Genomic DNA, 22,287 nt, shown 5'->3' on the forward strand with positions numbered 1-22,287 from the left:
TACTCCCCGCGCGGGCTAACTTCCTTCGGGTCAGCGGGAGTTCACGCGCGGTGCAGTCGCACGGCCGTGGGCGACTGGGTCGCGGGCGGCTGGGTCACGGGCGGCTGGGTCACGGGCGCCTCGGCCGCGGTGCGGCGGCGGCCGCGACCGGCGAGGCGGCACCCCGTGCAGTCCGGGTGGCCGTGGCGGGCGGCGCGGTCGCGGGTGCGCCAGTGCCGCAGGTGCGGCGGGCGCGGGCCGCCGGGCTTGCCCCAGCCCGCGAGGTGCAGGGCCCAGGTGGCGAGCGCGGCGGCGGGTGCCAGGGCAGCTCCGGCCCACAGGACGGCGGGGGAGGCGAGGACCAGTCCCATCCCGGCGGTGGTGAAGGCGAGGATGCCGAGGGCGGAACCGGTCCATCCGGCGACGGTGTGCCCCATGTCGTGGTCGCCGTGTGCGTTCATGTGTCCTCGTTTGGTGTGATGGGCGGGTGCGGAGACAGGTCGGCCCGGGGTGGGCGCACCCCAGCGGATCGTTTATCTCACGAGCTAAGTAACTTAGATGCTAAGGAGTTCCCGAGTGGAGGGCAAGCCCCGCCCCCAGGCGACGCCTGAACAGGCCCTGCAGGCCATGGACCGCATGATCGCCCTGGCCCAGTTCGGCCAGCACGACATTGCCGCCAGGCTCGGGCTCAACGTCACCGACCTGACCTGCCTGGGGTTCGTGATCGAAGCCACCGCGTCCGGCGAGCCACTGGCCGCGGGCGACCTCGCCGAACGCGCCCAGCTCACCACCGGCGCCGTCACCGGCGTCCTCAACCGGCTGGAGCGGGCGGGGTACGCCCGCCGCGAGCCCGACCCGACCGACCGCCGCCGGGTGCACGTCCTGATCTCCGAGGACGCCCAGGAACGCGTCCTCCGGGTGTACGGCCCCTTCTACGCCCGCCTGGCCGAGCTGTTCGCCGACTACTCCCCCGCCGAAGTCGCCGTCCTCGCCGACTGGTTCACCCGCGCCCGGGCCGCCATGGCGGACTCCCTCGCCGAGATCCGCGAGTGACCCGCGCACCGGCCGCTCCCCCGCCGTTACCCCCTGCCCCTGCCCCCGCACCCGCACCCGCACCCGCACCGATGGAGGAGGCAGCCGTGCCCGGCCGCACCCGGATCCGCCTGGTCGAACCCGCCGACGCCGCCCCGCTGGCCGCCCACCGGGCCCGGGACGTCGAGCTCTTCCGGCGCTGGGAACCGGCCCAGCCGCCCGCCCTCCTCACCGCGGAGGGCCAGGCCGAGCGGATCGACCGGCTGCTGGCCGGGCACCGGGCCGGCACGGTCTGGCCGGGCGTGGTGCTCGCCGACGGCGAGGTGATCGGGCAGGTCACCGTCGGCGGCGTCCTGCCGCAGCCGCACCTGCGCCGCGGCTCCCTCGGGTACTGGATCACCGGCACCGCCCAGAACCGGGGCCACGCCGGGCGCGCCGTCGGGCTCGCGCTCCGGGTGATGGCCGAGGAGCTCGGGCTGCACCGCGCCGAGGCGTCCACCAACCTGGAGAACCTGCCGTCCCAACGGGTGCTGCGCCGCAACGGGTTCAGCCCGTACGGCGTCGCGCACTCCGCGATCCTGCTCGACGGCAGGTGGCAGGACTCGCTGCTGTGGGAACGGATCCTCGGCGACTGACCCGCGTACCGCCCCCCAGCGGCCCCGTCCGTCGGCCGCGGCCCCCGTCCGCGGCCCCGTCCGTCAGCCGCGGGCCTCGGCGAGCTGGCGCAGGTAGCGTTCCGCGGCGCGGAGCTTGCGGTTGTCCGGGCCGGGGAGGTGTGCGCGGAGCTCGATGATCTCGGGGGCGATCCGGATCGCCTCGGCCGGGTCCTTGACGGCGCGCCAGCAGGCCTCGGCGTTGGTGACGGCGCGCTGCGTCTCGGGGTGTTCGGGCCCGTCGCTCTGCAGCAGGGCCGCGGCGACCTGGCGGTAGAGCTCGGCCGCGACGGAGGGGCGGCCGCCGACCCGGCAGACGTGCGCCCGGACCTGACGGACCTGCAGCACCACGGTGGCCCGGGAGCCGTACGCGCCGACGGCCTTCTCCTCCAGTGCGAGGGCGAGCGCCGAGGCGGTCTCGTGGTCGCCCGCCTCCGCGCTGCGGACGATGTCGCCGATCGCCTCCAGGTACTCGCCGGGCGGCGCCTGCGTGCCGTCCGCGGCGGGCGGCGTGGCGGCGGGCCCCTTGCCGAGCTGGACGGTCCCGGTGGACGCGGGGTCCGCGGCGGGGGCGTCCGGGCCGGGCAGCGGGGTGGTCGCGGCGAGCGGGTCGTGGCGGGGCACCGGTTCGGGCTCGGGGGCGCGCTCGACGATCGGGATGGTGACCGGCCGGTCGATCGGGAGGGTCGCGGCCAGGGTGTCGCCCGGCCCGGGCCCGGCGGGCGCCGCGCCCTTGGCGAACGTCACGGCGGACGCGGACGCGGACGCGGGCGCTGGTGCGGACGCTGGTGCGGACGCTGGTGCTGGTGCGAGCACGGGCAGCGGCTCGGTCGCGGTCTCCGCGGCACCGTCGACAGCCGCACCGGCGGCACCCTTGCCCAGCTCGACCCGCGGCGCGCCCCGCCCCGGCTTGTCGAGCGCCACCAGCGGAACGGCCGGGGGCACCGGAGCGGCGGCGGTCGGCGTGAGCGGGGCGGTGAGCGGGACGGTGGAGCGCGCGTCCGCGGGAACCATCGGCTCGCCCTTGACCAGCGAGACGATCATCTTGCGGCGCGCCGGGGTCGCCGGAACGCCCGCCTTGCGCAGCGAGACCATGCCGCGCGGCGTCCAGCCGGGCGAGAGCCGGGGCCGTACGGGTTCGGGCGCGGGGGCGAGGCCGGTGGCACCGGGGGCGGTACCGGGGGCGGCACCGACCGCGAGCCCGGGTGCGGCCCCGGCGGCGGGGCGGGTCGCGGTGTCGGGGCGGGCCGGGGTGGCGGCCGCGGGTTCGCCGGTGCCGATCTGCCGCGCGGTGTTGCGGAAGTAGGGCCGGTCGGCGGGGTGGGAGGTGATCACCACGGTTTCGGCCCGCAGCACCGAGTTGACCTGCTGGCGGACGAGTTCGGGGGTGAGGAACTGGTCGGCGCCGGGGCGGCCGCGGTGCAGGGTCTCGATCAGGCCGCGGGTGAAGGTGCCGAGCTGGTCGGGGTCGTGGTTGACGACGGCCCAGAGCGGGACGCCGTCGGAGAGCTGCTGCCCGGCGGTGGCCGCGAGGGCGGGCCAGACGACCTGGTCGGCGCTCAGGTCGCCGATCACCAGGGTGTCCAACTCGGTTCCGCGGTGCCGGAGTTCGGTGGCGATGGCGGACCAGGGCAGGCTCTCGGAGCTCTTGTTCTCGCGCAGCGAGAGGTAGAGCTGTTCGCCGCGCCGGTCGGTGATCAGGTGACCGCCGAGGTGGATGAGCAGCGGGCCGGGGTGGCGGGCGGCGGCGCGCAGGTGGGCGAGGACGGTCTGCGGGTCGTTGGCGCCGGGCAGGTGGACGGCGTCGACCTGGTCCGCGGAGAGCAGGACCTGCGGGGCGACACCGGCCAGGGCGGCGGAGAGCACCGAGGCGTGCCCGGTGCCGCCGCGGCCCCAGCGGCGTCCGCCGCCGTAGCCGCCCTCGATGACCAGGATGCGTCCGCGCAGGCCGTCACCGATCCCGTGGGCGGGGGGCGGGGCGTCGGCGACGTGGGCGGGCACGGGCGCGGTGGGCGCGGCGGGGGTGATCGGGAAGGAGCCGGTCCATCCGGTGCCGCCGGGCGGGACCGCGGGCGGCGGCGGGAGGACGGTGCCACCCGCCGGGGTGGCGCCCGCCGGGGTGACGCCGAGCACGGATTCCGGGATGACCAGGTTGATGGAGGTCGCGAACGGGTCCGCACCGGGCGGGACTTCGAGCGTCTGTTCCAGGGCGGGCGCGTTCGGGGGGAGCTTGAGCGTCTCCTCCGGGTCGGCCCCCGCCGGCCCGTCCCCGGTCGTCGATGCCACGTCAGCCACCGTTCGGTCACCGCCCCCGTCCGTCGCCCGCGCGACGCCGTGCCTGTACGCCGTGGTGTCCCGCACCAGGCTCCGATCCCGGCCACGATACGTGGTCCGCGGCCGGCCGGGCCAGGCCGGGTCCCGCGAGGATCGGCACCCGGCCGGGGCCGCGAACCGGCCGGTTCCCGAACGGTTCGACGGGGGGCGGACGTTGACCCCGACCGCCCCCGAGCGGTCCCCGACCGGCCCTGAGCGGTCCGTTCGGCAGTCCCCGGGCGTCCCGCCGGACGCCGGACGGGATGTCAGCCCCGGCGTCCGGCAACCGGCTCGGGCCGGACCCGGTGGCCGGACCCGGCCACCACGGCGGCGGCCAGGAGGGCGACGGCGCCCCCGAGCACCATCACGGTGGCGGGCGAGGAGCGGTCCACCACGAGGCCGCCGGTCAGGGCGCCGATCGACAGGGTCGCCTGGAAGGAGGAGGTGAACAGCACGCCCGCCGCCTCGGGGGCGTGCGGGGCCGCGGCCAGGAACCAGTTCAGGGCGCACACCGACACGGCGCCGTACGCCACCCCCCACAGCGTCAGCAGGACGGCGGCGCCCGGGGTGCCGGTGCCGAGCAGCGGCATCAGCAGGGTCGCGGCGGCGATCAGCACGACGGCGGTGCCGAAGACCGGCCGCAGGGCGCCCGCCGCGCGGCCCCCGGCGAGCGCGTTGCCGAGCAGCCCGGCGGCGCCGTACCCCAGCAGGAGGCCGATGACCGGGCCGGGCCCGGCGTGCGCAGTGGTCTCCAGGAACGGGGTGACGTAGGTGTAGCTGCCGAAGTGGGCCAGCACGATCAGGAAGGTCACGGCAAGGCCGCTGCGGATGCCCCGCCCCGTGAGCAGGCCGCGCAGCACACCGAGGTCGGTGACGGTCAGCGGGGGCAGCGGCGGGAGCGACAGCAGCAGGGCGACCAGGGTCAGCAGGGTCAGCGCGGCCGCCACCAGGAAGGCGGCCCGCCAGCCCGCGAGCGAGCCGAGGAACACGCCCGCCGGTACGCCGAGGACCGAGCCGAGCGGGACGGCGGTGAAGAACACGGTGGTGGCGCGGCCCTGCCGGTGCGCCGGGACGAGCCGGGCGGCGAGCCCCGAACCGACCGACCAGAACGCCCCGACGACCAGGCCGAGCAGGACCCGCGCGACCAGCACGGCCCAGTAGGCGGGGGCGAGGGCGTTGAGGAGGTCCGCCAGGGTCAGGAGCAGCAGCAGGGCGCCCAGCACGGTCCGCCGGTCGGCGCGCCTGGTCGCGACCGTCACCAGCGGTGCGGCGACGGCGGCGACGAGGCCCGGGAGCGTCATCATCAGACCGGCGGTGCCGTCGGAGATCCGGAAGGTGGCGCCGATCGGGGTGAGCAGGCCGATCGGCAGGATCTCGGTGGTGACGAGGGAGAACACGCCCGTGGTGACGGCCAGCACGGCGGGCCAACCTCCTTGCCCTGTCCACCGGTTGAGGTGGTCGTGGGGGTCGGCGGGTGGACGGCGGGTGGTGGTGGCCATGCCGGAGGTCCTGTCTGTGGGCGGTGGGGTGTCACCGGACAGTCCACCAGCCGGACCGGGGGCCGGTCCGGCGTGAATCGGACTTCGACGTCCGCCCCGCAACCCGTCGCCCCGTCACTCCGTCACTCCGTCAGCCCGTCAACCCGCCCCCCGCCGACGGCGGTTGCGGTCGAACGGCAGTACCCCCAGCCCGACCGGCACGCTCGCCGCCGTCCCCGCGGCGAGGGCGTAGGGGACGGGGACGGCGTGGGACTCGGCGAGGGTCCCGCTCGACGAGTACGACCGCCCGCTCTGCGGCGATCCCGGACCCCGGCCGTGCGGCGGCTGACCCGTCCGGCGACCGACCCGTCCGCCCGGCCGCCCGTCCGTCAGGGGTGTCCGTCAGGGGTGTCCGTTCCCCGCGCGCAGGGCGGCGCCGAGCGGGGTGGGGCGGTAGTGGACGTGGCGACCGTGGCGGGTGCGTTCCAGGAGGGCGGCGGTGTGCAGGGCGGCCAGGTGCTGGCTGACCGCGGCGGGGGTGACGGCGAGGCGGTGGGCGAGTTCGGTGGTGGTGGCGGGGCCGTCGTCGGCGAGCATCACCAGGAGCCTGGCGCGGGTCGTGCCGAGCAGTCCGGCCAGGGCCTGCGGGGCGGGCGCCGGGGGGCGTTCGGCGAGGGTGGCCAGGCCGCGGGTGGCGTAGACGATGTGCGGCGGGGCGTCGCGGTCGAGCATGGTGGAGACGCCGTCGGCGAAGCAGCTGGGGGTGAGCAGCAGGCGGCGGCCGTCGACGGGGATCTCGTCGGGGGCGGACGGCCAGGGGCCGCCGCGGCGGATGGTGAGGGTGTCGTCGGCCCAGGAGAGCCGTTCGCTGATGCCGCGGAAAAGGGCGTCGGCGCCGCCCTCGGCGAGGGTGCGGGCGCGGTGCGCGAGGTCGGCGGCGAGGACGGTGCGGGCCCGGGGCCACCACTGCGGGCGCAGGCAGGCGTGCCAGTACGCCTCCAGGGCGTCGGCGAGGTCGGCGAGCAGCCGGTCGGGGTGGTGCAGGCCGTCCGCGAGGACGGGCGGGACGGGCTCGCCGAGCGGGTGGAAGGTCTGTTCGATGTCGGGTCGCAGCCGGGCGGGGTCGGTGGCGCGCAGCGCGGCGAGTTCCTCGCGCAGGTCGGGGGCGGGGACGGCGGGGCGCGGGGTGAGGAGGTCGGGGACCCAGTAGCGGCGGTGGGCGACCAGCGCGGTCAGCAGGGGGCGGGCCGCCAGCTGCTCGAATCCGGGGCGCATCGCCGCGAAGGCGGGGCGCAGCGCGGGGAAGCGGCGGGCGTGGTGGGTCCACATGCGCAGGCTGAGCACGGTCTCCTGGAGCGGCGAGTACGCGAAGGAGGTGGCGGCGAGGTCGGCGAGGCGGAGCCGGAAGCGGATCATTAAGCACCAGGGTAAATCGATTCCGGCCTTCGGCGGCCGCGGGTGTGCTGCTGGACATGAACCTGAGTACCGCCTCCCCGCCCCCGCTCCGCCCGCCGTCCTCCCCGCCCTCGCTCCGCCCGCTGTCCTCCCCGCCCCCGCTCCGCCCGCCGTCCTCCTCCTCCGTGGTCCGCCGGCTGGCGGCGCTGCTGCTGGTCAACGCGGTCGGCAACGGGCTGTTCCTGACGGTGGGGACGCTCTGGTTCACCCGCGGCCTGGGCTTCTCGGCCGGGGTGGTGGGCGCGGCGCTGACGGCGGCGGGCCTGTGCGGGGTGCCCGCGGCGCTGCCGGTGGGGCGGCTGTGCGACCGGCTGGGCGCGAAGCCGGTGCTGGCGGTGGTGCACGTGGTGCAGGCGGGGGCGACGGCGGTGTTCGCGTTCGCCGGGTCGCTGTGGCTGTTCGTCCTGCTGGTGTGCGTGACGGGGGCGGCGTCCCGGGCGAACGGGGTGGCGCGCTCCACCCTGTACGCGCACGCGCTGCCCGCCGCGGCGCGGAACCGGGCGCTGGCCGTGCTGCGGGCGCTGAACAACGTCGGCATCGGCGCGGGCGCGGCGCTCGGCTCGCTGGTGCTGGCCCACGGCGGGCCGGGCGCGCTGCGGACGGCGGTCTGCGCGAGCGCGGCCGGGTACCTGCTGGCGCTGCTGCCGCTGCGGGCGGTGCCGACGGGGGCGGCGCCCGCCGCCGTACGGGGCGCTGCGGCGGCGGTGGCGGCGCGCCCGCTGCGGGACCTGCCGTTCGTGGGGGTGGCGGTGCTGAACGCGGTGGTGAACACGCTGTACGTGGTGCTGGAGGTCGGCCTGCCGCTGTGGACGCTCGGGCACACCTCGGCCCGTCCGGCGGTGACGGGCTGGCTGCTGCTCACCAACACCGCACTGGTGGCACTGCTCCAGGTGCTCGCGGTCCGCCGGGTGTCCGAACTCGCGGGCGCGGCAAGGTCGTTCCGGCTCGGCGGGCTGCTGGTGGGCGCGAGCTGCCTGGCCGCCGCCGGGGCCGCCGGACGGGCGCCGGGAGTGGCGGTGGCGGTACTCCTGGGAGCCGTGGTACTGCTGACGGCCGGCGAGGTGCTGTCGCAGGCGGGCAGTTGGGCCCTGGCGTACGACCTGGCCCCCGAGCACGCCCACGGCGCCTACCAGGGCGTCCTGCACACCGGCGTCGCCCTGGCCCAGGCGCTCGCCCCGGCCGCCCTCACCGTCCTCGTCCTCCCGCACGGCACCGCCGGCTGGGCCGCCCTCGCCGCTGTCTTCGCCTGCGCGGCCCTCGCCCTCCCCCCGGTGGCCCGCCACGCGGCACGCCGCAACGCGGAGCAGGCACCGGAACCGGCATCGGCATCAGCACCGGCACCGGCCAAAGAGGTTCAAGCACGGGCGAGTTGACCCACCGGGCCGGAGCCGGAACCGGAGCCGGAACCGGAACCCGTCACCTCCCCCACCTCCCCGCCGCCGTCCCCGCTTCCAGCCCCGTCACCCCCGACTCCGCCCGCTCGCGGGCGAGTTCACCGGCCAGGGTGTAGCGGGCGGCGGCCTGCGGGGAGCGGGCGGCGTGGGTGGTGATGGCGTCGACGAGGGCGGTGGACATGTCGTGGCGGGGGTGGTCGCGGTGGACGGCTTCGCCGTGGGCGTCGGTGAGGTGGGCGGTGTCGATGCCGAAGTCGGCGGTGACGCCGCGGCGGGTGAGGCGGGCGAGGGTGCCGCGGCGGTCGGCGATCTGGGCGGAGGAGTGCAGGGCGATGGCTTCCCAGACCTGGTCGACGGCGGTGGCGGGGTAGCCGTGGCGGGTGAGGAACTCGGCGGCGAGGTCGGCGCCCTCGAGTTCGAAGCGGGCCTGTCCGGGTGTGTCGGGGGAGGTGCCGAGGTCGTGCAGGACGCAGGCGTGGAAGAGCAGGTCCTCGTCGTAGTCGGTGCCGGGTGCCAGCCGTTCGTGGTCGGCGAGGAGCCGGGCGAACAGGTAGCTGCGGATGCTGTGCCGGGCGACGGGCGGGCTGACGGCGGCCCGCAGGAGGTCGAGGGCGGCGGTGGCGACGGGGCCGGCGGGCAGGGCGGGGATCGCGGGGGCGAGGGGCGTCGGTGTGCTCATGGCCCCGACCGTACGGCGGCCGGGCGCGGGCCCGGCAGTGGCACGGGTGCCGTCGGCCGATAGGATCGTGCCATGGAGTCCGTGTCGCGGCCGCAGCCGTCCCCGCACCGGGTGGTGGTGCTGGCCCTGCCCGGCGTGCTGCCGCTGGACCTGGGCATTCCCCTCCAGGTGTTCGGGAGTTGGCCGGAGGCGCCGTACGCGCTGGCGGTGTGCGCGGCCCGTCCGGGCCGGGTGCCGGTGCACGGCGGGCCGGAGCTGCACGTGCCGGACGGCCTGGGGCTGCTGGCGGCCGCGGACACGGTGGTCGTCCCGGGGTGCGCGGAGCTGTCGCCGCCGTCGCCGGAGGTGGTGGCGGCGCTGCGGGCGGCGGCGGGGCGCGGTGCGCGGATGGTGTCGATCTGCACGGGGGCGTTCGTGCTGGCGGCGGCCGGGCTGCTGGACGGGCGCCGGGCGACCACGCACTGGCAGCACGCGGCGGAGCTGGCGGCGGCGTACCCGCGGGTGGTGGTGGACCCGAAGGTGCTGTACGTGGACGAGGGCGCGGTGCTGACCTCGGCGGGTGTCGCGGCGGGGCTGGACCTGTGCCTGCACCTGGTGCGGGCCGACCACGGGGCGCGGGTGGCGAACCAGCGGGCCCGGACGCTGGTGACGGCCCCGCAGCGGGAGGGCGGGCAGGCGCAGTACATCGACCTGCCGCCGTCGGCGGCGCCGGGCGCGGGCCTGGCCCGGCTGCACGAGTGGGTGCTCGCCAACCTCCACCTGCCGCTGTCGGTGGACGAGTTGGCCCGGCAGGCGGGGGTGTCGCGGCGGACCCTGATCCGGCGTTTCCACGCGGGGACGGGCCTGCCGCCGATGCGCTGGCTGCTGGAGGCGCGGCTGGCCCGGGCGCGGGAGCTGCTGGAGTCGACGGACCTGACGGTGGAGGCGGTGGCGCACCGCTGCGGCCTGGGGACGCCGGGGAACGTCCGGGCGCTGTTCCGCGAGCACGTGGGCGTCCCGCCGAGCACCTACCGGGCGACGTTCCGCCCGCCGTCCTGAGCCGCGTCCTCACCCCAGCGTGTTCTTGTGCACCGTCCCGCCCTTGACGATCAGCCGCAGGTTGCGGCCGGGGTCGCCGAGGACGGCGAGGTCGGTGGTGGGGTCGCCGTCGACGACCAGCAGGTCGGCCCAGGCGCCGGGGACGAGGACGCCGAGCGGGGCGTCGCGGTAGGGGTCGCGGCGTCCGGCGAGGCGGAACAGTTCGGCGTTGCCGGAGGTGGCGAGCTTGAGGACGGCGACGGGGTCGAGGTACTCGCCGAGGCGGACCAGCATCTCGTTCTGCCGGTGGGCGAGGGAGGGTTCGAGCAGCAGGTCGGTGCCGAAGGCGAGCCGGACGCCGTGCTTGAGCGCCCAGCGGAAGGTGGTGCCGACGCCGTCGCAGACCTGGCGGTTCTTGGCCCGGCTGTCGGGGTTGTCGAAGTGGTGGTCGTCCTCGGCGAAGGGCTGGGTGCTGAGCCAGACGCCGCGTTCGCCGAGCAGCCGGATGGTGGCCTCGTCGGCGAGGTGCCCGTGCTCGATGCAGCGCACGCCCGCGTCGACGGCGCGCCGGACGCCCTCGGAGGTGTAGACGTGCACGGTGACGTAGGTGCCCCAGTCGGCGGCGGCCCGGACGGCGGCCTCCAGTTCGGCGGGCGTGAACTGCAGGACGTCCAGCGGGTCGTACGCGGAGGCGGCGCCGCCCCCGGCCATCAGCTTGATCTGGGCGGCGCCGCGCTTGAGCTGTTCGCGCACCGCGGCGAGGACGCGTTCGGGCCCGTCGGCGACCCGCATCAGGCCGACCTGCTCGGCCCGGGACGGCGGCCCGCCGAGGGCGGTGGGCGGGTCGTAGACCGTGCCGAAGTCGCCGTGCCCGGAGGTCTGCGAGAGCGCGGCCTGGCTGGGGTAGATCCGCGGGCCGGGGAACAGCCCGGCGTCCAGGACGCGGCGCAGCGGGTCGGTGTCCCCGGCCAGGTCGCGGACGGTGGTGAAGCCGCGCATCAGCATGGCCCGGGCGGAGGCCAGCGCCTGGTAGTAGACCGCGCCGGTGGGGGAGAGTTGCAGCCCGGCCATCGTCCCGCCGATCAGCATCAGGTGGACGTGGGCGTCGGTCAGGCCGGGCATCAGGGTGCGGCCGCCGCCGTCGACCACCACCGCCCCGGCGGCCGGGCCCGCGGGGGCGGGCTGCCCGAGGACGACGTCCGCGATCCGGTCGCCCTCGGTGCGGACGTAGCCGGGCACCGCCTCGTCCCCGATCCCGTCGAAGACCCGTACGTTGGTGATGAGCAGCCCGCCCGGAGCGGCGGTGGACGCGTCAGGAGCCATGCCCCCATGCTGGTCCGCCGGCCCGGCGCGCCCCCGCCCGTTCGGCCGAACGTGGGCGCGCCGAACGTGGGCGCGCCGGACGGGGGTTCGCCGGTCGGGGGTCCACCGGTCGGGGAGCCCGCTTTCGGCTTCGTCTTCGCCTTCGTCGTGCAGCGGTGTCCTGCGGGTGGTCAGTAGGTGACGGTGATCCGGCGGGCCGGGCCGTCGACGCGGATCAGGCCGCCGTAGGGGAGGACGAGTTGCGGTTCGGTGTGGCCGAAGTCGACGTCGAGGACGACCGTGGCGTCGGGGGCGTAGGCGTCCAGGGCGCGCAGGACGGCGGCGCGCTGTTCGGCGCGGTAGCGGGCGCGGGCGGGCGCGTCGTGGGGGTGCTCGAAGCTCCAGGCCATGGCGCGGCCGACCAGGACGGCGGGGAACTGGCGGAGCAGGCCGCGTTCGCCGAGGTTGCGCAGCATCCGGAACACCTCGGCGGCGGCGGGCAGTTCCTCGGAGGTCTCCAGCAGCAGCACACCCCCGGCGTGCTGCTCGGCGGGGCGCAGCCGGTCGGCGGCGGCCATCCAGTGCAGGATCTCCAGGTTGCCGCCCCAGCTGGTGCCTTCGACGACGCGGTCGGGGCGGTGCCAGTGCCAGCCGGTGGCGGGTTCGGCGGCGGGTTCGCGCGCGAAGGTGGCCGGGTCCTCCCAGCGGCCGAGGACGGTGCTGGTGTCGGCGGCCTCGGTGAGCTCGTACGCGCCGCCGTCGAAGAGGGCGGCGCGCAGCGAGGCGTCGGTGAGCGGGTGGACGGCGTGCGGGCGGCCGAGCTGGGTCATCAGGGCGGCGCCGTGGTAGGCGACGACGCCCTGGCGGTGCAGGAAGTCGAGCAGGTTGGTGTTGTCGCTGTAGCCGAAGAAGGGTTTGGGGTTGGCGCGGATCAGTTCGGCGTCGAGGTGCGGAACCACGGTGATCTGGTCGTCGCCGCCGAGGGTGGCCATCACGGCGGTGACGCTCGGGTCGGCGAACGCGGCGTGCAGGTCGGCGGCGCGCTCGGCGGGGGTGGCGTCGAGCTTGCGGGTGGTCGGGTACTCGACCGGCTCCAGGCCGTACTCCTCGCGCAGGCGGCGCAGCCCGAGTTCGTGCGGGAGCGGGAAGGCGCCCGGCCCGGCGAAGCCGGGTGAGACGATCGCGATCCGGTCGCCGGGCCGGGGCTTGGGCGGGTACGTGGGCTGGTCCGTCATGCCGGGATGCTAGCGGCGCGGGCCGGGGGCGCGCGCCCGGGTTTCGGACCGGCTCAGGGACGGACGTCCAGCAGGGTCTTGCCGAGGGTGGCGCGGGCCTCGATGGCGCGGTGGGCGTCGGCGGCGCGCTCCAGCGGGAAGCGCTGGCCGATGACGGGGCGCAGTCGGCCCGCGGCGGCTTCGGCGAGGGCGTGGGCGGTGGCGGCGCGGATCCGGTCCGGGGCGGGGCGCAGGTGGAGGACGGTGAGGGCGCGGGCGGCGGCCTCGTCGGCCGGGAGGTCGGTCCAACTGCCGCTGGCCAGGCCGAAGCTGAGGAGGCGGCCGCCGTCGCGGAGCAGTCCGGCGGCGGCCCGGCCGAGGGTGCCGCCGACGCCGTCGAGGACGAGGTCGACGGGGGCGCGGCCGTCGGTCCAGTCGGGCTGCCGGTAGTCGGCGGTCTCGGCGGCGCCGAGTTCGGCGGCGAGGGCGAGTTTGCGGGGGCCGCCGGCCGCGGCGAGGACGCGGGCCCCGGCGGCGGTGGCGAGTTGGACCAGCAGGGTGCCGACGCCGCCGGCCGCGGCGGTGACCAGGACGCGTTCGCCGGGCGCGGGGGCGGCGGTCTCCAGCAGCAGGCGGGCGGTGCGGCCGTCGGCGAGCAGCGCGGTGGCGGTGTCCAGTTGGAGGCCGTCGGGGACGGGGTGCAGGCCGTCGGCGGGGACGGCGGCGAGTTCGGCGTAGCCGCCGCTGCCGCCGGTGGAGGAGACCACCCGCCGTCCGAGCCAGGCCGGGTCGGTGCCGGGGCCGAGGGCGGTGACGGTGCCGCCGACGCCGTTGCCGGGCACCATCGGGAGGGCGCCGGTGAACGGGCCGAGGCCGGTGGCCCGGAACTGGGTCTCGACGAAGGTCAGGTTGGCGTGCGCGACCGCGACCAGCGCCTCCCCGGGGCCGGGCACCGGGTCGGGGGCGGCCCCCGCCACCAGCACCTCGGGCCCGCCGAACTCCCGCAGCCACACCGCTCGCATCACGCCTCCACCCGTTCCCGGGCCGGTCGTTCCGGCCCGGCGCCCATCCTGTGACTTCAAGCGGGCTTGAGGTCAAGTCGCCCGGCGACCGGCGGCCTGTCACCGGCGGGTGCCAGGATCCGGAGCATGGACGCGGACGGATTCTGGGACCTGGTGGAGTCGAGCGCGGCCGACGGCCCGGCCTGCGGGCACGCCGAGCGGCTGACCGCGCGGCTGGCCGGGCTGCCGCTGCCCGAGGTGCTGGAGTTCCAGCTCCGCCTGGACGAGGCCCGCGCCCCGCTGGACACGCCGGGCACCCTGGCGGTGGCGAAGGCGGTGCTGCGCGACTGGGTCGGCGACGACGGCCTGTGGTACTTCTACGGCTGGCTGCTCGGTCTGGGCCGCGAGGCCCACCACCTGGCCGTCCACGCCCCGGACGTGCTCGCCGACCACCCCGCCTTCCGCCGCCTGGCCGCACTGCCGCGCGAGCGGTGGGACGACCACGACTTCCCGGAGTGGGAGACGCTCAACTACTGCGCCCACGAAGCGTACGAGCAGCTCACCGGCGAGGAGGACGGCCTGGAGGAGGCGCTGGAGGCGATCGGCCACGACAGCCCGTGCAACGCCGAGTTCGACGAACCGGTGTGGACGCCGGAGCAGCGCGCCGCCCGACTGCCGCGCCTCACCGCACTGTTCGCCGAAGCTACCTGACCCACCGCCAGCCCGAGGCTCGCCGGTCCCCCGCCCACCGGGCCGACGCCCGTCAGGCCGACGCCCGTCAGGCCGACGCCCGCCCGTCCAACGCCCGTCAGACCGACGCCCGTCAGGCCGACGCCCGTCAGTCAGAAGCCCGTTCGATCAGCGCCTGCTCGATCAGGGCGCGGGTGAACAGCCAGGCCTGCTCGGCCCGTCGGGCCCGGGCCTCGGGGGTGAGGACGGGCGGGGTGCCGGTGCCGTAGCGGCGGGCGGCGATGTCCTCGGCCAGGCCGGGCGGGGCGCCCAGGGCCGGGAGGCGGGTGATCGCCTCGCGCTTGGTGATCAACCGGCCCTCGCGCAGCGCGGCGGTGGCGCGGACGGCGGTGACCGGGCCGTGGTCGACCCAGACGTCGCGCTGCCACGGGTCGGGGCGGGCGGTGATCGGGTACCAGTAGTCGCGCAGGTCGGCCCGGACGAAGGCGTGCAGCTCGGCGTCGTCCACCGACGGCAGCAGCTCGCCGGGCCGTTCGCCCGCCAACACCTCGCCCCCGTCCAGGAGTTCGCGGCGGGTGACGGCCGTGACCGGGCGCCGCATCGGCTCGCCCTGGGCGAAGGTGAAGTGGGCGACGGCCGGGTCGGCGAGTTCCCCGTCCGGCAGGTAGCTGCAGTGCAGCCGCTCCGCGTCGGGGTCCTCCGCGATCAACTCCCGGTGCAGCGCGGCGAGTCGGCCCTGCAGCTGCCCGTCCGGGGCGGCGGGGAGGACGGCGACCAGGTCGAGGTCGCTGCGCCCGTGCCGGTAGTCCCCGTGCGCCAGCGAGCCGTGCGCCCACAGCGCGCGCACGGGCGTGACGGCGGGCAGGCGGGTCGCGAACTCCGCCAGCAGGGGTGCGGCCAGGGCCCGTTGGACGGCTTCGGCGGCCTCCTGCCCGGCGGCGGACGGGTGCCACGGGTCCGGGATGGTCATGCACCCATCCTGGCACGGCTGCCCGCCGGTGCCGCCGCGCCTGCGGGAGGAAGCGCCGGGCGCGCCCTACCGTCGGAGCGGTCCGGTCGTCCGGCCGGGCGACCGTACGGGAACGGAGGACCCTTCCGATGGCTCAGAAGATCACCACTTTCCTGTGGTTCGACGACCAGGCCGAGCAGGCCGCCGAGTTCTACGCCTCGGTGTTCGAGTACGGCCGGGTCACCGACGTGCAGCGCTACTCGGAGGCCGGGCCGGGCGAGCCCGGCAGCGTGATGCTGGTGTCCTTCGAACTGTTCGGCCAGGAGTTCCTGGCCCTGAACGGCGGCCCGCAGTTCCCCTTCACCGAGGCCGTCTCGCTACAGGTCGACTGCGCCGACCAGGCCGAGGTCGACCGCTACTGGGAACTGCTGACCGCGGACGGCGGCGCACCGGGCCCGTGCGGCTGGTTGAAGGACCGTTACGGCCTGTCCTGGCAGATCGTGCCGCGCCGGATGACGGAACTGCTCTCCGACCCGGACCCGGACCGCGTGCGCCGGGCCACCGCGGCCATGCTGCAGATGGGCAAGCTCGACATCGCCGCCCTGGAGGCCGCGGCCGACGGGGACTGATCCCGCCCCCTGGGGAACCCCCGCCCGGCGTTCGTCCCTGCACGGAGGAACTCCCCGGACGGAGCAGCGGGCCCGGGCAGCAGGCCGCTCCGGCAAACGGGCTGACGGCGGCCGCCCGGGCTGGCAGCATGGCCCCGTGACCCGTCTCCGAGAGGCCCGTGCCGCGTAAGCCGCCCGGCGCCGTCCGCGTCGTCCCGCGGCAGCGGCCCGCCCGTCCCGTCCGCCGCCTCCAGGGCCTGCCCCGGCGCACCCGGGCGGCCGTCCACCGCATCGAGGCCCTGGGCCTGGGGCCGGGCGCGGTCGCCGAGGCGCTGCACCAGTACGAGGGCTTCCTCCGCCGACCGGGCCGCTACCTCTACGTACCCTGGCCCACCTGCCCCTGCTGCGACCCCCTGTACGCCCGGGACGTCCTGGAGACCGCCCTCCACCGCCTCCCCCGCCCGGCCCGCACCCCCCTGCGCGTCCTGGTCGACCGCCTCGACGAGGAGTTCCGCCGCCGCACCCTGCCCGACCCGCTGGCCGCCCACCCGGCCCCCTGGTGGCACCGGCGCCTCCGCGCGGACTGACACCGCCCGCCGCCCCGGGGGACGGGGAACGGCGGGCGGCGGGTGGTGCGGTCCGGTGTGCGGTTCAGCTGCCGGTGAGCAGGTCGCGGAGCAGGGCCACGGTGTCCGGGTCGAGGTCGCGGCCGGTGCGGCGGCTGAGCGCGTCGAGGCGGTTGACGGAGCGGACGAGCTGGTCGCGGGCGCCCGCCGAGGCGTAGGCGTAGAACAGGTCGCGGTGCAGGAGTTCGACCTCGGGGGCGACGGCGAGGGCGCGGAAGATCGCGGCCTCGGCGGTGCGGTGGTCGCCGTACTGCAGGCGGCGGGCGGCGAGTTCGTGCGCGGTGTCGACGATCGCGGCCAGCATGTCCTGCCGTTCGACCTCCGCCCAGGCGAAGGTCCCGCCCGGGGCCTCGGCGAACGGGGCGCCGCGGACCAGGGCGAGGGCGTGCGCGAGGGCCGCGTCGGCGGTGCTGGAGGTGGAGCGCATGCCGCGCCGGTACAGGCTGCGGAACTCGTCCCAGTCGCAGGTGACGGTCGGCGCCAGGGTGTACGTGTCGGCGGGCTGCCCGTCGAGGTAGTCGCGCCCCTCCGGGGAGGTGCCCAACCAGCCCGCCAGTGCGGCGAGTTTGACCGGCAGCGGCTCGGCGAGGCGCTCCGCGGTGGCCTTCGGGTCGAGGTGCGCGGCGCCCGGGTGGATGTCGCGGTCGATCGCGGTGTGCTCGCTGCCGGGGCGCAGCGCCAGGTACGCGGCGAGCTCGGTGAGCCGGGGACGGCCCGCGGGGTCGGCGCTGCCCGCCGCCCCGAGGACGTCGACCGGCCCGAGCACCCGGATCCGCGGCGCGGACCGCAGGTGGTGGGCCTCCGGCGAGCGCAGGATCGCCAGCAGGTCGTCGCTGTCGGTGCGGGCCGGGCCGCTCCCGGGCCGGGCGGACGGCCGGGCCGGGGAGCGCGGGTCGGGGGCCGCCGCCTGGTCGTGGGTGGGTAGCGGCTCGGGCGCAGGCACGGGCTCGGGCTCGGGCGCCGCCGGTGCTTCGACCGGCCGCTCGACGGGCTGCTCGACGGGCTGCTCGACGGGCTGCTCGACGGGCTGCTCGGTCGGGGCGGGGGCAGCGAGTTCGAACGACCGGGTGCCGCCGTCCGCCGCCGCATCGGGCGCGAACCCGGGTGCGGCGGGCGGGAGTTGCTCCTGCGGCGGCAGCGGCTGGGCGGGCACGGCGGGCGGCAGGGCGGCGGCGATCCGGGGGTCGACGGGCGTGCCGTGCGGCGGGGTGGTGACCTTGCGGGCCTGCCCGTTCGCGGCGTGCCGCGGCTCGGCGGGCACCGCGGGCTGGACGGGCTGGGCGGGTTCCGGCGCGGGCTCCGCCGTCGGCACCGCCGTCGGCACCGCGGGCGGCAGCGCGGCGGGCTGGACGGGCACCACCGGCACGACCGCGTACGGGTTGGTGGGCGCGGTCGGGACGAGTCCGGCGAACGGGCTGCTGCCGGTGGGCACGACCCGGGCCAGCAGCCGGGGCCCGGCCCCGTCGCCCTCGGCGGCGCCACCACCGCCGCCACCGGCAGGCTTCTCCAGGCTGGTCCTCGCCGGGGCGTCGGCCGCGCTCGCCTCCGCCCCGGCGGCCCCGCCCGGCCCGGTGGGTCCGCCGAGCAGGGCGATCAGCCGGGCGTCGAGCGTGCCGTCGGCCCGGACGCCGCCCTCCGCCGCCTCGTCCTCCAGCTCGCCGTAGCCCGTGCCGAACGGGGCGGGGACGGCTCCTATCGCGGCGCCGACCGCGGCCAGCGCGGGGACGGGCAGCGGGAGTTCGGCCTCGTCCTCGGGGCCGTTGTGCGGGCCGTCGATGGTCCAGTCGGGGGCCGGGTGCTGGGTGAAGTCGCCGGAGGCGCGGACGAGTTCGCCGAGCTGGGCGTACTGTTCGCGGTTCAGGCGCTGGAGTTCGACGCTGAGGTGCAGGCCGGGCAGGGCGGCGTGGCCGGTGGCGGGGAGGGTCCAGCGGGCGACCGGTCCGGCGCCGCGCTCGGGGGCGCGGGTGAGGACGGCCAGGCAGGTGCGGGGGCGGCCGTCGAGCAGGCGGCCGAGCTCGGCGGGGACGGTGCCGGAGGGCGGCTGCGCGGACAGCACGATCTCCGGCAGCCAGGCCTCGTCGGCGCTGCCGCGGCTGCGGGCCTCGCGGGGGCTGCCGACGTTCGCGCCGATCAGGGTGGCGCGGGCCTTGGCGGTGCGCGGGCCGAGGGCGGCGAGTGCGGCCTCCAGGGTGGGGTGGTGGTGGACCCGGTCGGCGGCCGGTCCGGCGGTGGGCAGGTCGGTGGCGATGCCGACCAGGTGCAGGTGCAGGCGGTCGGCGAGCGGACTGTGGGCCAGTTCGACGGCGAGGCTGCGCAGCACGTCCTCGGCGTCCTCGGGGTGCCCGGACAGGTGCACCAGCCGGACGGTCTCCAGGTCGGCCAGCACGGTGGAGCCGTCGGGGGTGGCGCCGAGGGTGACCAGCGCAGGGTAGGGGGCGGCGTACTTGGCGGCCTGTGCGGCGGAGAGCAGTTCGGTGGAGTCGACGGGGCACCACCACACGTTCGGGGCGTGCGCGGCCCGGAACGGGGCGATCGGCACGGCCGGTGCGGCCAGGTGCAGTTCGACGGTCCCGGCCACGGTGACCCGGGCGGCGACCAGGGCGGGCAGCCGCTTCTCGCCGCGGACGGTGTTGCGACCCAGGGTGCGCAGGGCCCGGTTGAGCAGGTCCAGGCCGTGCTCGTCCTGCCGGGCCTTCAGCTCGGCCTCGAAGCGGCCCGCCTCGGCCGAGGGCAGGGCGATCCGGTGCCGGGGGCGGCGGGCCCGCTGCTGGTCGGTGCGGCGGCGGCCGACCAGGGTGATCAGCGCGGCGGCCATCAGCACGCCGAGGCCGGAGGCGGCCAGCGCCACGGTGTAGTCGCCGCCGCCGCTCTTCGCGACGTTCTGCTGGTCGCGGACGGCGGGCAGGTTGGCGGCGGCCGCGGTGTCCTGCGGAGCGGGCGTCTGCGCCTCGGCCGCGGGCGGGGTGGCCTGCTGCTGCGGGGCGGACGGCTGGGCTTCGGGCGTCTGGGCCGCGGGCGCGGGGCTCTGCGCGTCCGGGGCGGGCGCTTCCGGTGCGGGCGGCTGGGCCTCCGGCGCGGGCGGCTGGGCCTCCGGCGCGGGCGCGGGGGCGGGGGCGGTCGCGGCGCCGGGCACGGTGAGCACCATGCCGGGGGCGAGCACGTCCGGGTCGGTGAGCCGTTCGCCGTCGGGGGCGGTGACGCCCTGGTTGGCGGCGAAGAGCTCGGGCCAGCGGTCGCCGTCGCCCAACTCCCGCTGGGCGATGGCGGAGAGCGAGTCGCCGGAGTGCACGGTGACGCTGCCGTGCGCGGGCCCGGCGGGTGCGGCGGGCAGCGCGGGCGCGGTGCTGCTGCCCGCGGTGGTGCCGGTGGCGGTGCCCGCGGCGGTGTCGGGCTTGGCGTCGGCGGGCATCAGCAGCCGCCAGCCGGGCTGGATCGGGCGGTCGGCGTCGAAGCGGGTGCCCGAACCGTCCATCGGGCGGCCCGCGTTGAGCTTGGCGATCTCCGTCCAGCGTTCCCCGGAGCCGAGTTGGCGTTCGGCGATGGACCACAGGCTGTCGGCGGGCCGGGCGTCGCGGACGGTGTAGGTCGGCTGCTGCTGCGGGTCGGCGGCGGGCGCGGCCGCGGGGGCCCCGGCGGGCAGTGCGGCGTAGGCCGGTGCGGCGTTCAACTGGGCTGCGGTGGCCGGGCGCTGGGCGAGTTCGGGGGTGGCGGCGAAGGCCGATCCGGCGACCGGGAGCAGGGCCAGTACGGAGCCGATCAGGCCGGCCGCGATGCGCTGGCTCCAGCCGAAGGCGGGGATCCGGCGGGCGACCCGGCCGCGGAGTTGGGCGGGGACCTCGACCAGGACGGAGAGCAGGAAGCACAGCCAGCCGATCCAGCCGACGCCGACCAGCAGCCACAGGAAGAGGCTGCCGTCGTCGGGGCTGGTGAGCGCGGCGATCAGGTCGCCGTGGACCGGGTCGCCCGCCGCGGCGACGGCGAGGGTGCCGTAGCCGAGCAGGGCGGGCACGCCGGCCAGCAGCAGGACGAGTGCCAGCAGGGAGCCGAGCGCGGCGAGCACCGAGCCGCCCGCGCCCCGTCGGCGGCGCCGTCCGGCGGCCACCGGGGCGGGTTGCGGTCCGCCGCGGCCGGTGCGGGCGGTGCGGTCCGGTTGCCGCTCCCGGCGGCCCTTGCGGTGCTGGTCGTCGGCTCCGCGCGCGGCCATCAGCCGGTGGTCCCTTCCGTGATGCCGTGCAGCAGGGTGGCCTTGCCGTGGCCCTGCACGGAGAGTGTGGTGATGCCGACCACGCCGAGCAGCGCGGTCCGGTAGGTGCTGGTGACGCTGACGCTGATCACGCTCAGGTCGGGGTACTGCGGGAAGTCGACGCGGCCCGCGACGCCCTGGGAGGCGAGGTAGGCCCGGGCGGCGGACTCGGCCTGCCCGGGGTCGACCTGGTAGCCGCCTCCGGAGCGCAGCCGGTCGATGTCGAGTTGCTGTCCGGCCACCCGGGCGGCTTCCTGCGCTATCGCGTCGGCCCGTTCGGTGGCCCGCAGTTGGCCGCCGAAGTCGAGCACCAGGCCGACCACGGCGACCAGGCTGACGGCGGTGATGGCGACCATGACCGAAATGCTGCCCCGGTCCTGCCCGTTCACGCCTCGTGCGTCCACGTTCCCTCCCCCCACGGTCTGTTGACGTCCTCTCAGTTTCCCCGGTAGCGGTCCAGCACGGAGGTGAACGTGCCGGTGACGGTCTTGCTGCCCGGTACGCCGTCCAGTCCGATCAGGTCGGAGAGCGGCACCGTGCAGGAGACCCGGACGGTGACGGTGGTCAGGGTGCCGCCGCTGGTCGCCAGGCTGCCGTACTCCGGCTCGCCGACCGGTTCGGCCGCGCACTTCACCGAGCGGGCGGCGAGCGCCTGTCCGACGGCGTCGGCGGCGTCCTGCCGGGCCGCTTCGGGGCTGCGGGCCAGGGAGGCGGCGCGGGCTCCGGCGCGGGCGGCGGCGTCGACCACCGCGCCGGTGGTCTGCAGGCGTCCGGCGGCGACCGCCATCAGGGCGAAGCTGAGCACCACCGGCACCAGGACCGCCGCTTCGATCGCGAACGAACCCCGTTCCCCGGTACGGGAGTCGCCCCTCTGCTCCGCTCCCCTGCCGCTCACGGCACCACCGGCGGGACGAACTTCTCCCGGGGCGCGGTGGCGGTCTTGGTGATCGCCAGGTCCGCGAACGGGAAGAGGGTGAGCGGTTGCACCGTGACGGACAGCTGGTACAGGTCGGGGTCGCTGCCGGTCTGCCGCGGCGGCGCGCCCAGTTCGACCACGTCGCCGAGCCGTTCGACGAACTCGGTGGCCCGTTCCTCGCCCGCACCGGTCGGCGCGCCGTTGATCCGTCCGGCTTCCACGCCCTCCCGGGCGGCCGCCAGCGCGGCCTGTTCGGCGTACCACCACAGGCCGGCCTGCACCACCAGGAGGATCACGAAGAGCACGGCCGGGAAGACGATGGCGAGGCTGATCGCCATCGCCCCCCGGTCGGAGCTGCGGGCACGCGCGAGCCACCCGGCCGGTGCGGGCCGGGTGGCGGGCCGGTGCGGGCGGCGGGTCACGGCGCGGTGCCGCCGGCGGGGACGTCCTTCTGGATGTCGCCCTGGACCTTGTTGCCGAGCTGGGAGATCGCGTAGACGACCGTCCCGGCGATGGTGACCAGCACGATCACGGCGAGGGCGAGTTCGATGCTGATCGCGCCGCGGTCGCCGGACTCGCGGGCGGCGCGCAGCTTGACGAGGCGGTACTCGAGGACGGGACGGACGAGATGGAGCGGGAGCAGCGGTCGCAGGGCGGCCGCCACGGTGCGGATTCGGGCCATGGTGTGGTCTCCAGGACTTCGACGGGAGGGGCTGGTTGCGGGGTGCCGCGCTGGGC

At 77.0% G+C, this 22,287-nt stretch carries 21 protein-coding genes; 7 read left to right on the forward strand and 14 right to left on the reverse strand.

The genetic code is table 11. The features are described 5' to 3' along the window. Positions 1–41: 41 nt before the first annotated feature. A complete protein-coding gene (locus OO57_RS11260) occupies positions 42–440 on the reverse strand; it encodes an HGxxPAAW family protein (protein ID WP_033252221.1) in 399 nt (132 codons plus the stop codon). 115 nt (positions 441–555) lie between these two features. Between OO57_RS11260 and OO57_RS11265 the strand changes: the two genes are divergently transcribed. Next, positions 556–1,032 (forward strand): MarR family winged helix-turn-helix transcriptional regulator, encoded by a 477-nt coding sequence (locus OO57_RS11265; RefSeq protein WP_033252222.1) that lies wholly within the window; start codon positions 556–558, stop codon positions 1,030–1,032. 86 nt (positions 1,033–1,118) lie between these two features. Then, positions 1,119–1,646 carry a GNAT family N-acetyltransferase gene (locus OO57_RS11270; protein WP_106973957.1) on the forward strand — a complete coding sequence of 176 codons (528 nt, stop codon included), beginning with the start codon at positions 1,119–1,121 and terminating at the stop codon, positions 1,644–1,646. A 63-nt stretch (positions 1,647–1,709) separates the two neighbouring features. On the opposite strand, the gene OO57_RS11275 is transcribed toward OO57_RS11270, so the two are convergent. From OO57_RS11275 to OO57_RS11285, 3 genes are all read right to left on the reverse strand, one after another. Beyond that, complete coding sequence (locus OO57_RS11275) at positions 1,710–3,950, reverse strand: hypothetical protein (protein ID WP_033252223.1); 2,241 nt, start codon at positions 3,948–3,950, stop codon at positions 1,710–1,712. Positions 3,951–4,243: 293 nt separating this feature from the next. After that, positions 4,244–5,476 (reverse strand): MFS transporter, encoded by a 1,233-nt coding sequence (locus tag OO57_RS11280; RefSeq protein WP_081973615.1) that lies wholly within the window; start codon positions 5,474–5,476, stop codon positions 4,244–4,246. A 381-nt stretch (positions 5,477–5,857) separates the two neighbouring features. Further along, a complete protein-coding gene (locus OO57_RS11285; protein ID WP_033252224.1) occupies positions 5,858–6,871 on the reverse strand; it encodes an ArsR family transcriptional regulator in 1,014 nt (337 codons plus the stop codon). A 56-nt stretch (positions 6,872–6,927) separates the two neighbouring features. Between OO57_RS11285 and OO57_RS11290 the strand changes: the two genes are divergently transcribed. After that, entirely contained in the window at positions 6,928–8,283 is a 1,356-nt protein-coding gene (locus OO57_RS11290; protein WP_158715089.1) for an MFS transporter, read from the forward strand. 43 nt (positions 8,284–8,326) lie between these two features. Here OO57_RS11290 and OO57_RS11295 read toward each other — a convergent pair whose 3' ends face one another. Then, on the reverse strand, positions 8,327–8,983 hold the full coding sequence (locus OO57_RS11295; RefSeq protein ID WP_033252225.1) for an HD domain-containing protein: 657 nt from the start codon (positions 8,981–8,983) through the stop codon (positions 8,327–8,329). Positions 8,984–9,055: 72 nt separating this feature from the next. On the opposite strand from OO57_RS11295, the gene OO57_RS11300 reads away from it, so the two are divergent. Next, the gene (locus OO57_RS11300) at positions 9,056–10,021 is read left to right on the forward strand and encodes a GlxA family transcriptional regulator (RefSeq protein ID WP_033252226.1); all 966 of its coding nucleotides are present in this window, start codon (positions 9,056–9,058) and stop codon (positions 10,019–10,021) included. Between the two features lie 9 nt (positions 10,022–10,030). Here OO57_RS11300 and OO57_RS11305 read toward each other — a convergent pair whose 3' ends face one another. From OO57_RS11305 to OO57_RS11315, 3 genes are all read right to left on the reverse strand, one after another. Further along, positions 10,031–11,323, reverse strand: coding sequence for a metal-dependent hydrolase family protein (locus OO57_RS11305; RefSeq protein ID WP_051777240.1), 1,293 nt, complete (start codon positions 11,321–11,323; stop codon positions 10,031–10,033). A 170-nt stretch (positions 11,324–11,493) separates the two neighbouring features. After that, positions 11,494–12,537, reverse strand: a complete 1,044-nt coding sequence (locus OO57_RS11310; RefSeq protein ID WP_033252227.1) for a S66 family peptidase — start codon at positions 12,535–12,537, stop codon at positions 11,494–11,496. A 53-nt stretch (positions 12,538–12,590) separates the two neighbouring features. Further along, a complete protein-coding gene (locus tag OO57_RS11315) occupies positions 12,591–13,538 on the reverse strand; it encodes a zinc-binding dehydrogenase (protein ID WP_033252228.1) in 948 nt (315 codons plus the stop codon). Positions 13,539–13,664: 126 nt separating this feature from the next. On the opposite strand from OO57_RS11315, the gene OO57_RS11320 reads away from it, so the two are divergent. Next, positions 13,665–14,228, forward strand: coding sequence for a DUF4240 domain-containing protein (locus tag OO57_RS11320; protein WP_033252229.1), 564 nt, complete (start codon positions 13,665–13,667; stop codon positions 14,226–14,228). Positions 14,229–14,355: 127 nt separating this feature from the next. Here OO57_RS11320 and OO57_RS11325 read toward each other — a convergent pair whose 3' ends face one another. Beyond that, entirely contained in the window at positions 14,356–15,177 is an 822-nt protein-coding gene (locus OO57_RS11325) for a nucleotidyltransferase (protein ID WP_106973958.1), read from the reverse strand. 128 nt (positions 15,178–15,305) lie between these two features. Here OO57_RS11325 and OO57_RS11330 point away from each other — a divergent pair, with 128 nt between their 5' ends. Together OO57_RS11330 and OO57_RS11335 are read left to right on the forward strand one after the other, a co-directional pair. After that, positions 15,306–15,785 (forward strand): VOC family protein, encoded by a 480-nt coding sequence (locus OO57_RS11330; protein ID WP_033252230.1) that lies wholly within the window; start codon positions 15,306–15,308, stop codon positions 15,783–15,785. A gap of 158 nt (positions 15,786–15,943) precedes the next feature. Further along, complete coding sequence (locus tag OO57_RS11335) at positions 15,944–16,351, forward strand: hypothetical protein (RefSeq protein ID WP_051777243.1); 408 nt, start codon at positions 15,944–15,946, stop codon at positions 16,349–16,351. A 64-nt stretch (positions 16,352–16,415) separates the two neighbouring features. Here the strand turns inward: OO57_RS11335 and OO57_RS46745 are convergent, their stop codons facing one another. From OO57_RS46745 to OO57_RS11360, 5 genes are all read right to left on the reverse strand, one after another. Beyond that, complete coding sequence (locus tag OO57_RS46745; RefSeq protein WP_051777246.1) at positions 16,416–20,594, reverse strand: LysM peptidoglycan-binding domain-containing protein; 4,179 nt, start codon at positions 20,592–20,594, stop codon at positions 16,416–16,418. Continuing rightward, the gene (locus OO57_RS11345) at positions 20,594–21,052 is read right to left on the reverse strand and encodes a pilus assembly protein TadG-related protein (protein ID WP_324606772.1); all 459 of its coding nucleotides are present in this window, start codon (positions 21,050–21,052) and stop codon (positions 20,594–20,596) included. The genes OO57_RS46745 and OO57_RS11345 overlap by 1 nt, the downstream gene beginning before the upstream one ends. 17 nt (positions 21,053–21,069) lie before the next feature. Continuing rightward, positions 21,070–21,528, reverse strand: coding sequence for a TadE/TadG family type IV pilus assembly protein (locus OO57_RS11350; protein ID WP_051777252.1), 459 nt, complete (start codon positions 21,526–21,528; stop codon positions 21,070–21,072). Next, the gene (locus tag OO57_RS11355) at positions 21,525–21,887 is read right to left on the reverse strand and encodes a TadE/TadG family type IV pilus assembly protein (protein ID WP_158715090.1); all 363 of its coding nucleotides are present in this window, start codon (positions 21,885–21,887) and stop codon (positions 21,525–21,527) included. The genes OO57_RS11350 and OO57_RS11355 overlap by 4 nt, the downstream gene beginning before the upstream one ends. Before the next feature lie 80 nt (positions 21,888–21,967). Then, a complete protein-coding gene (locus tag OO57_RS11360; RefSeq protein WP_033252232.1) occupies positions 21,968–22,231 on the reverse strand; it encodes a hypothetical protein in 264 nt (87 codons plus the stop codon). Positions 22,232–22,287 lie beyond the last annotated feature (56 nt).

This window comes from Kitasatospora phosalacinea (assembly GCF_000717185.1).
In the GTDB taxonomy this organism is placed as follows: Bacteria; Actinomycetota; Actinomycetes; order Streptomycetales; family Streptomycetaceae; genus Kitasatospora; species Kitasatospora phosalacinea_A.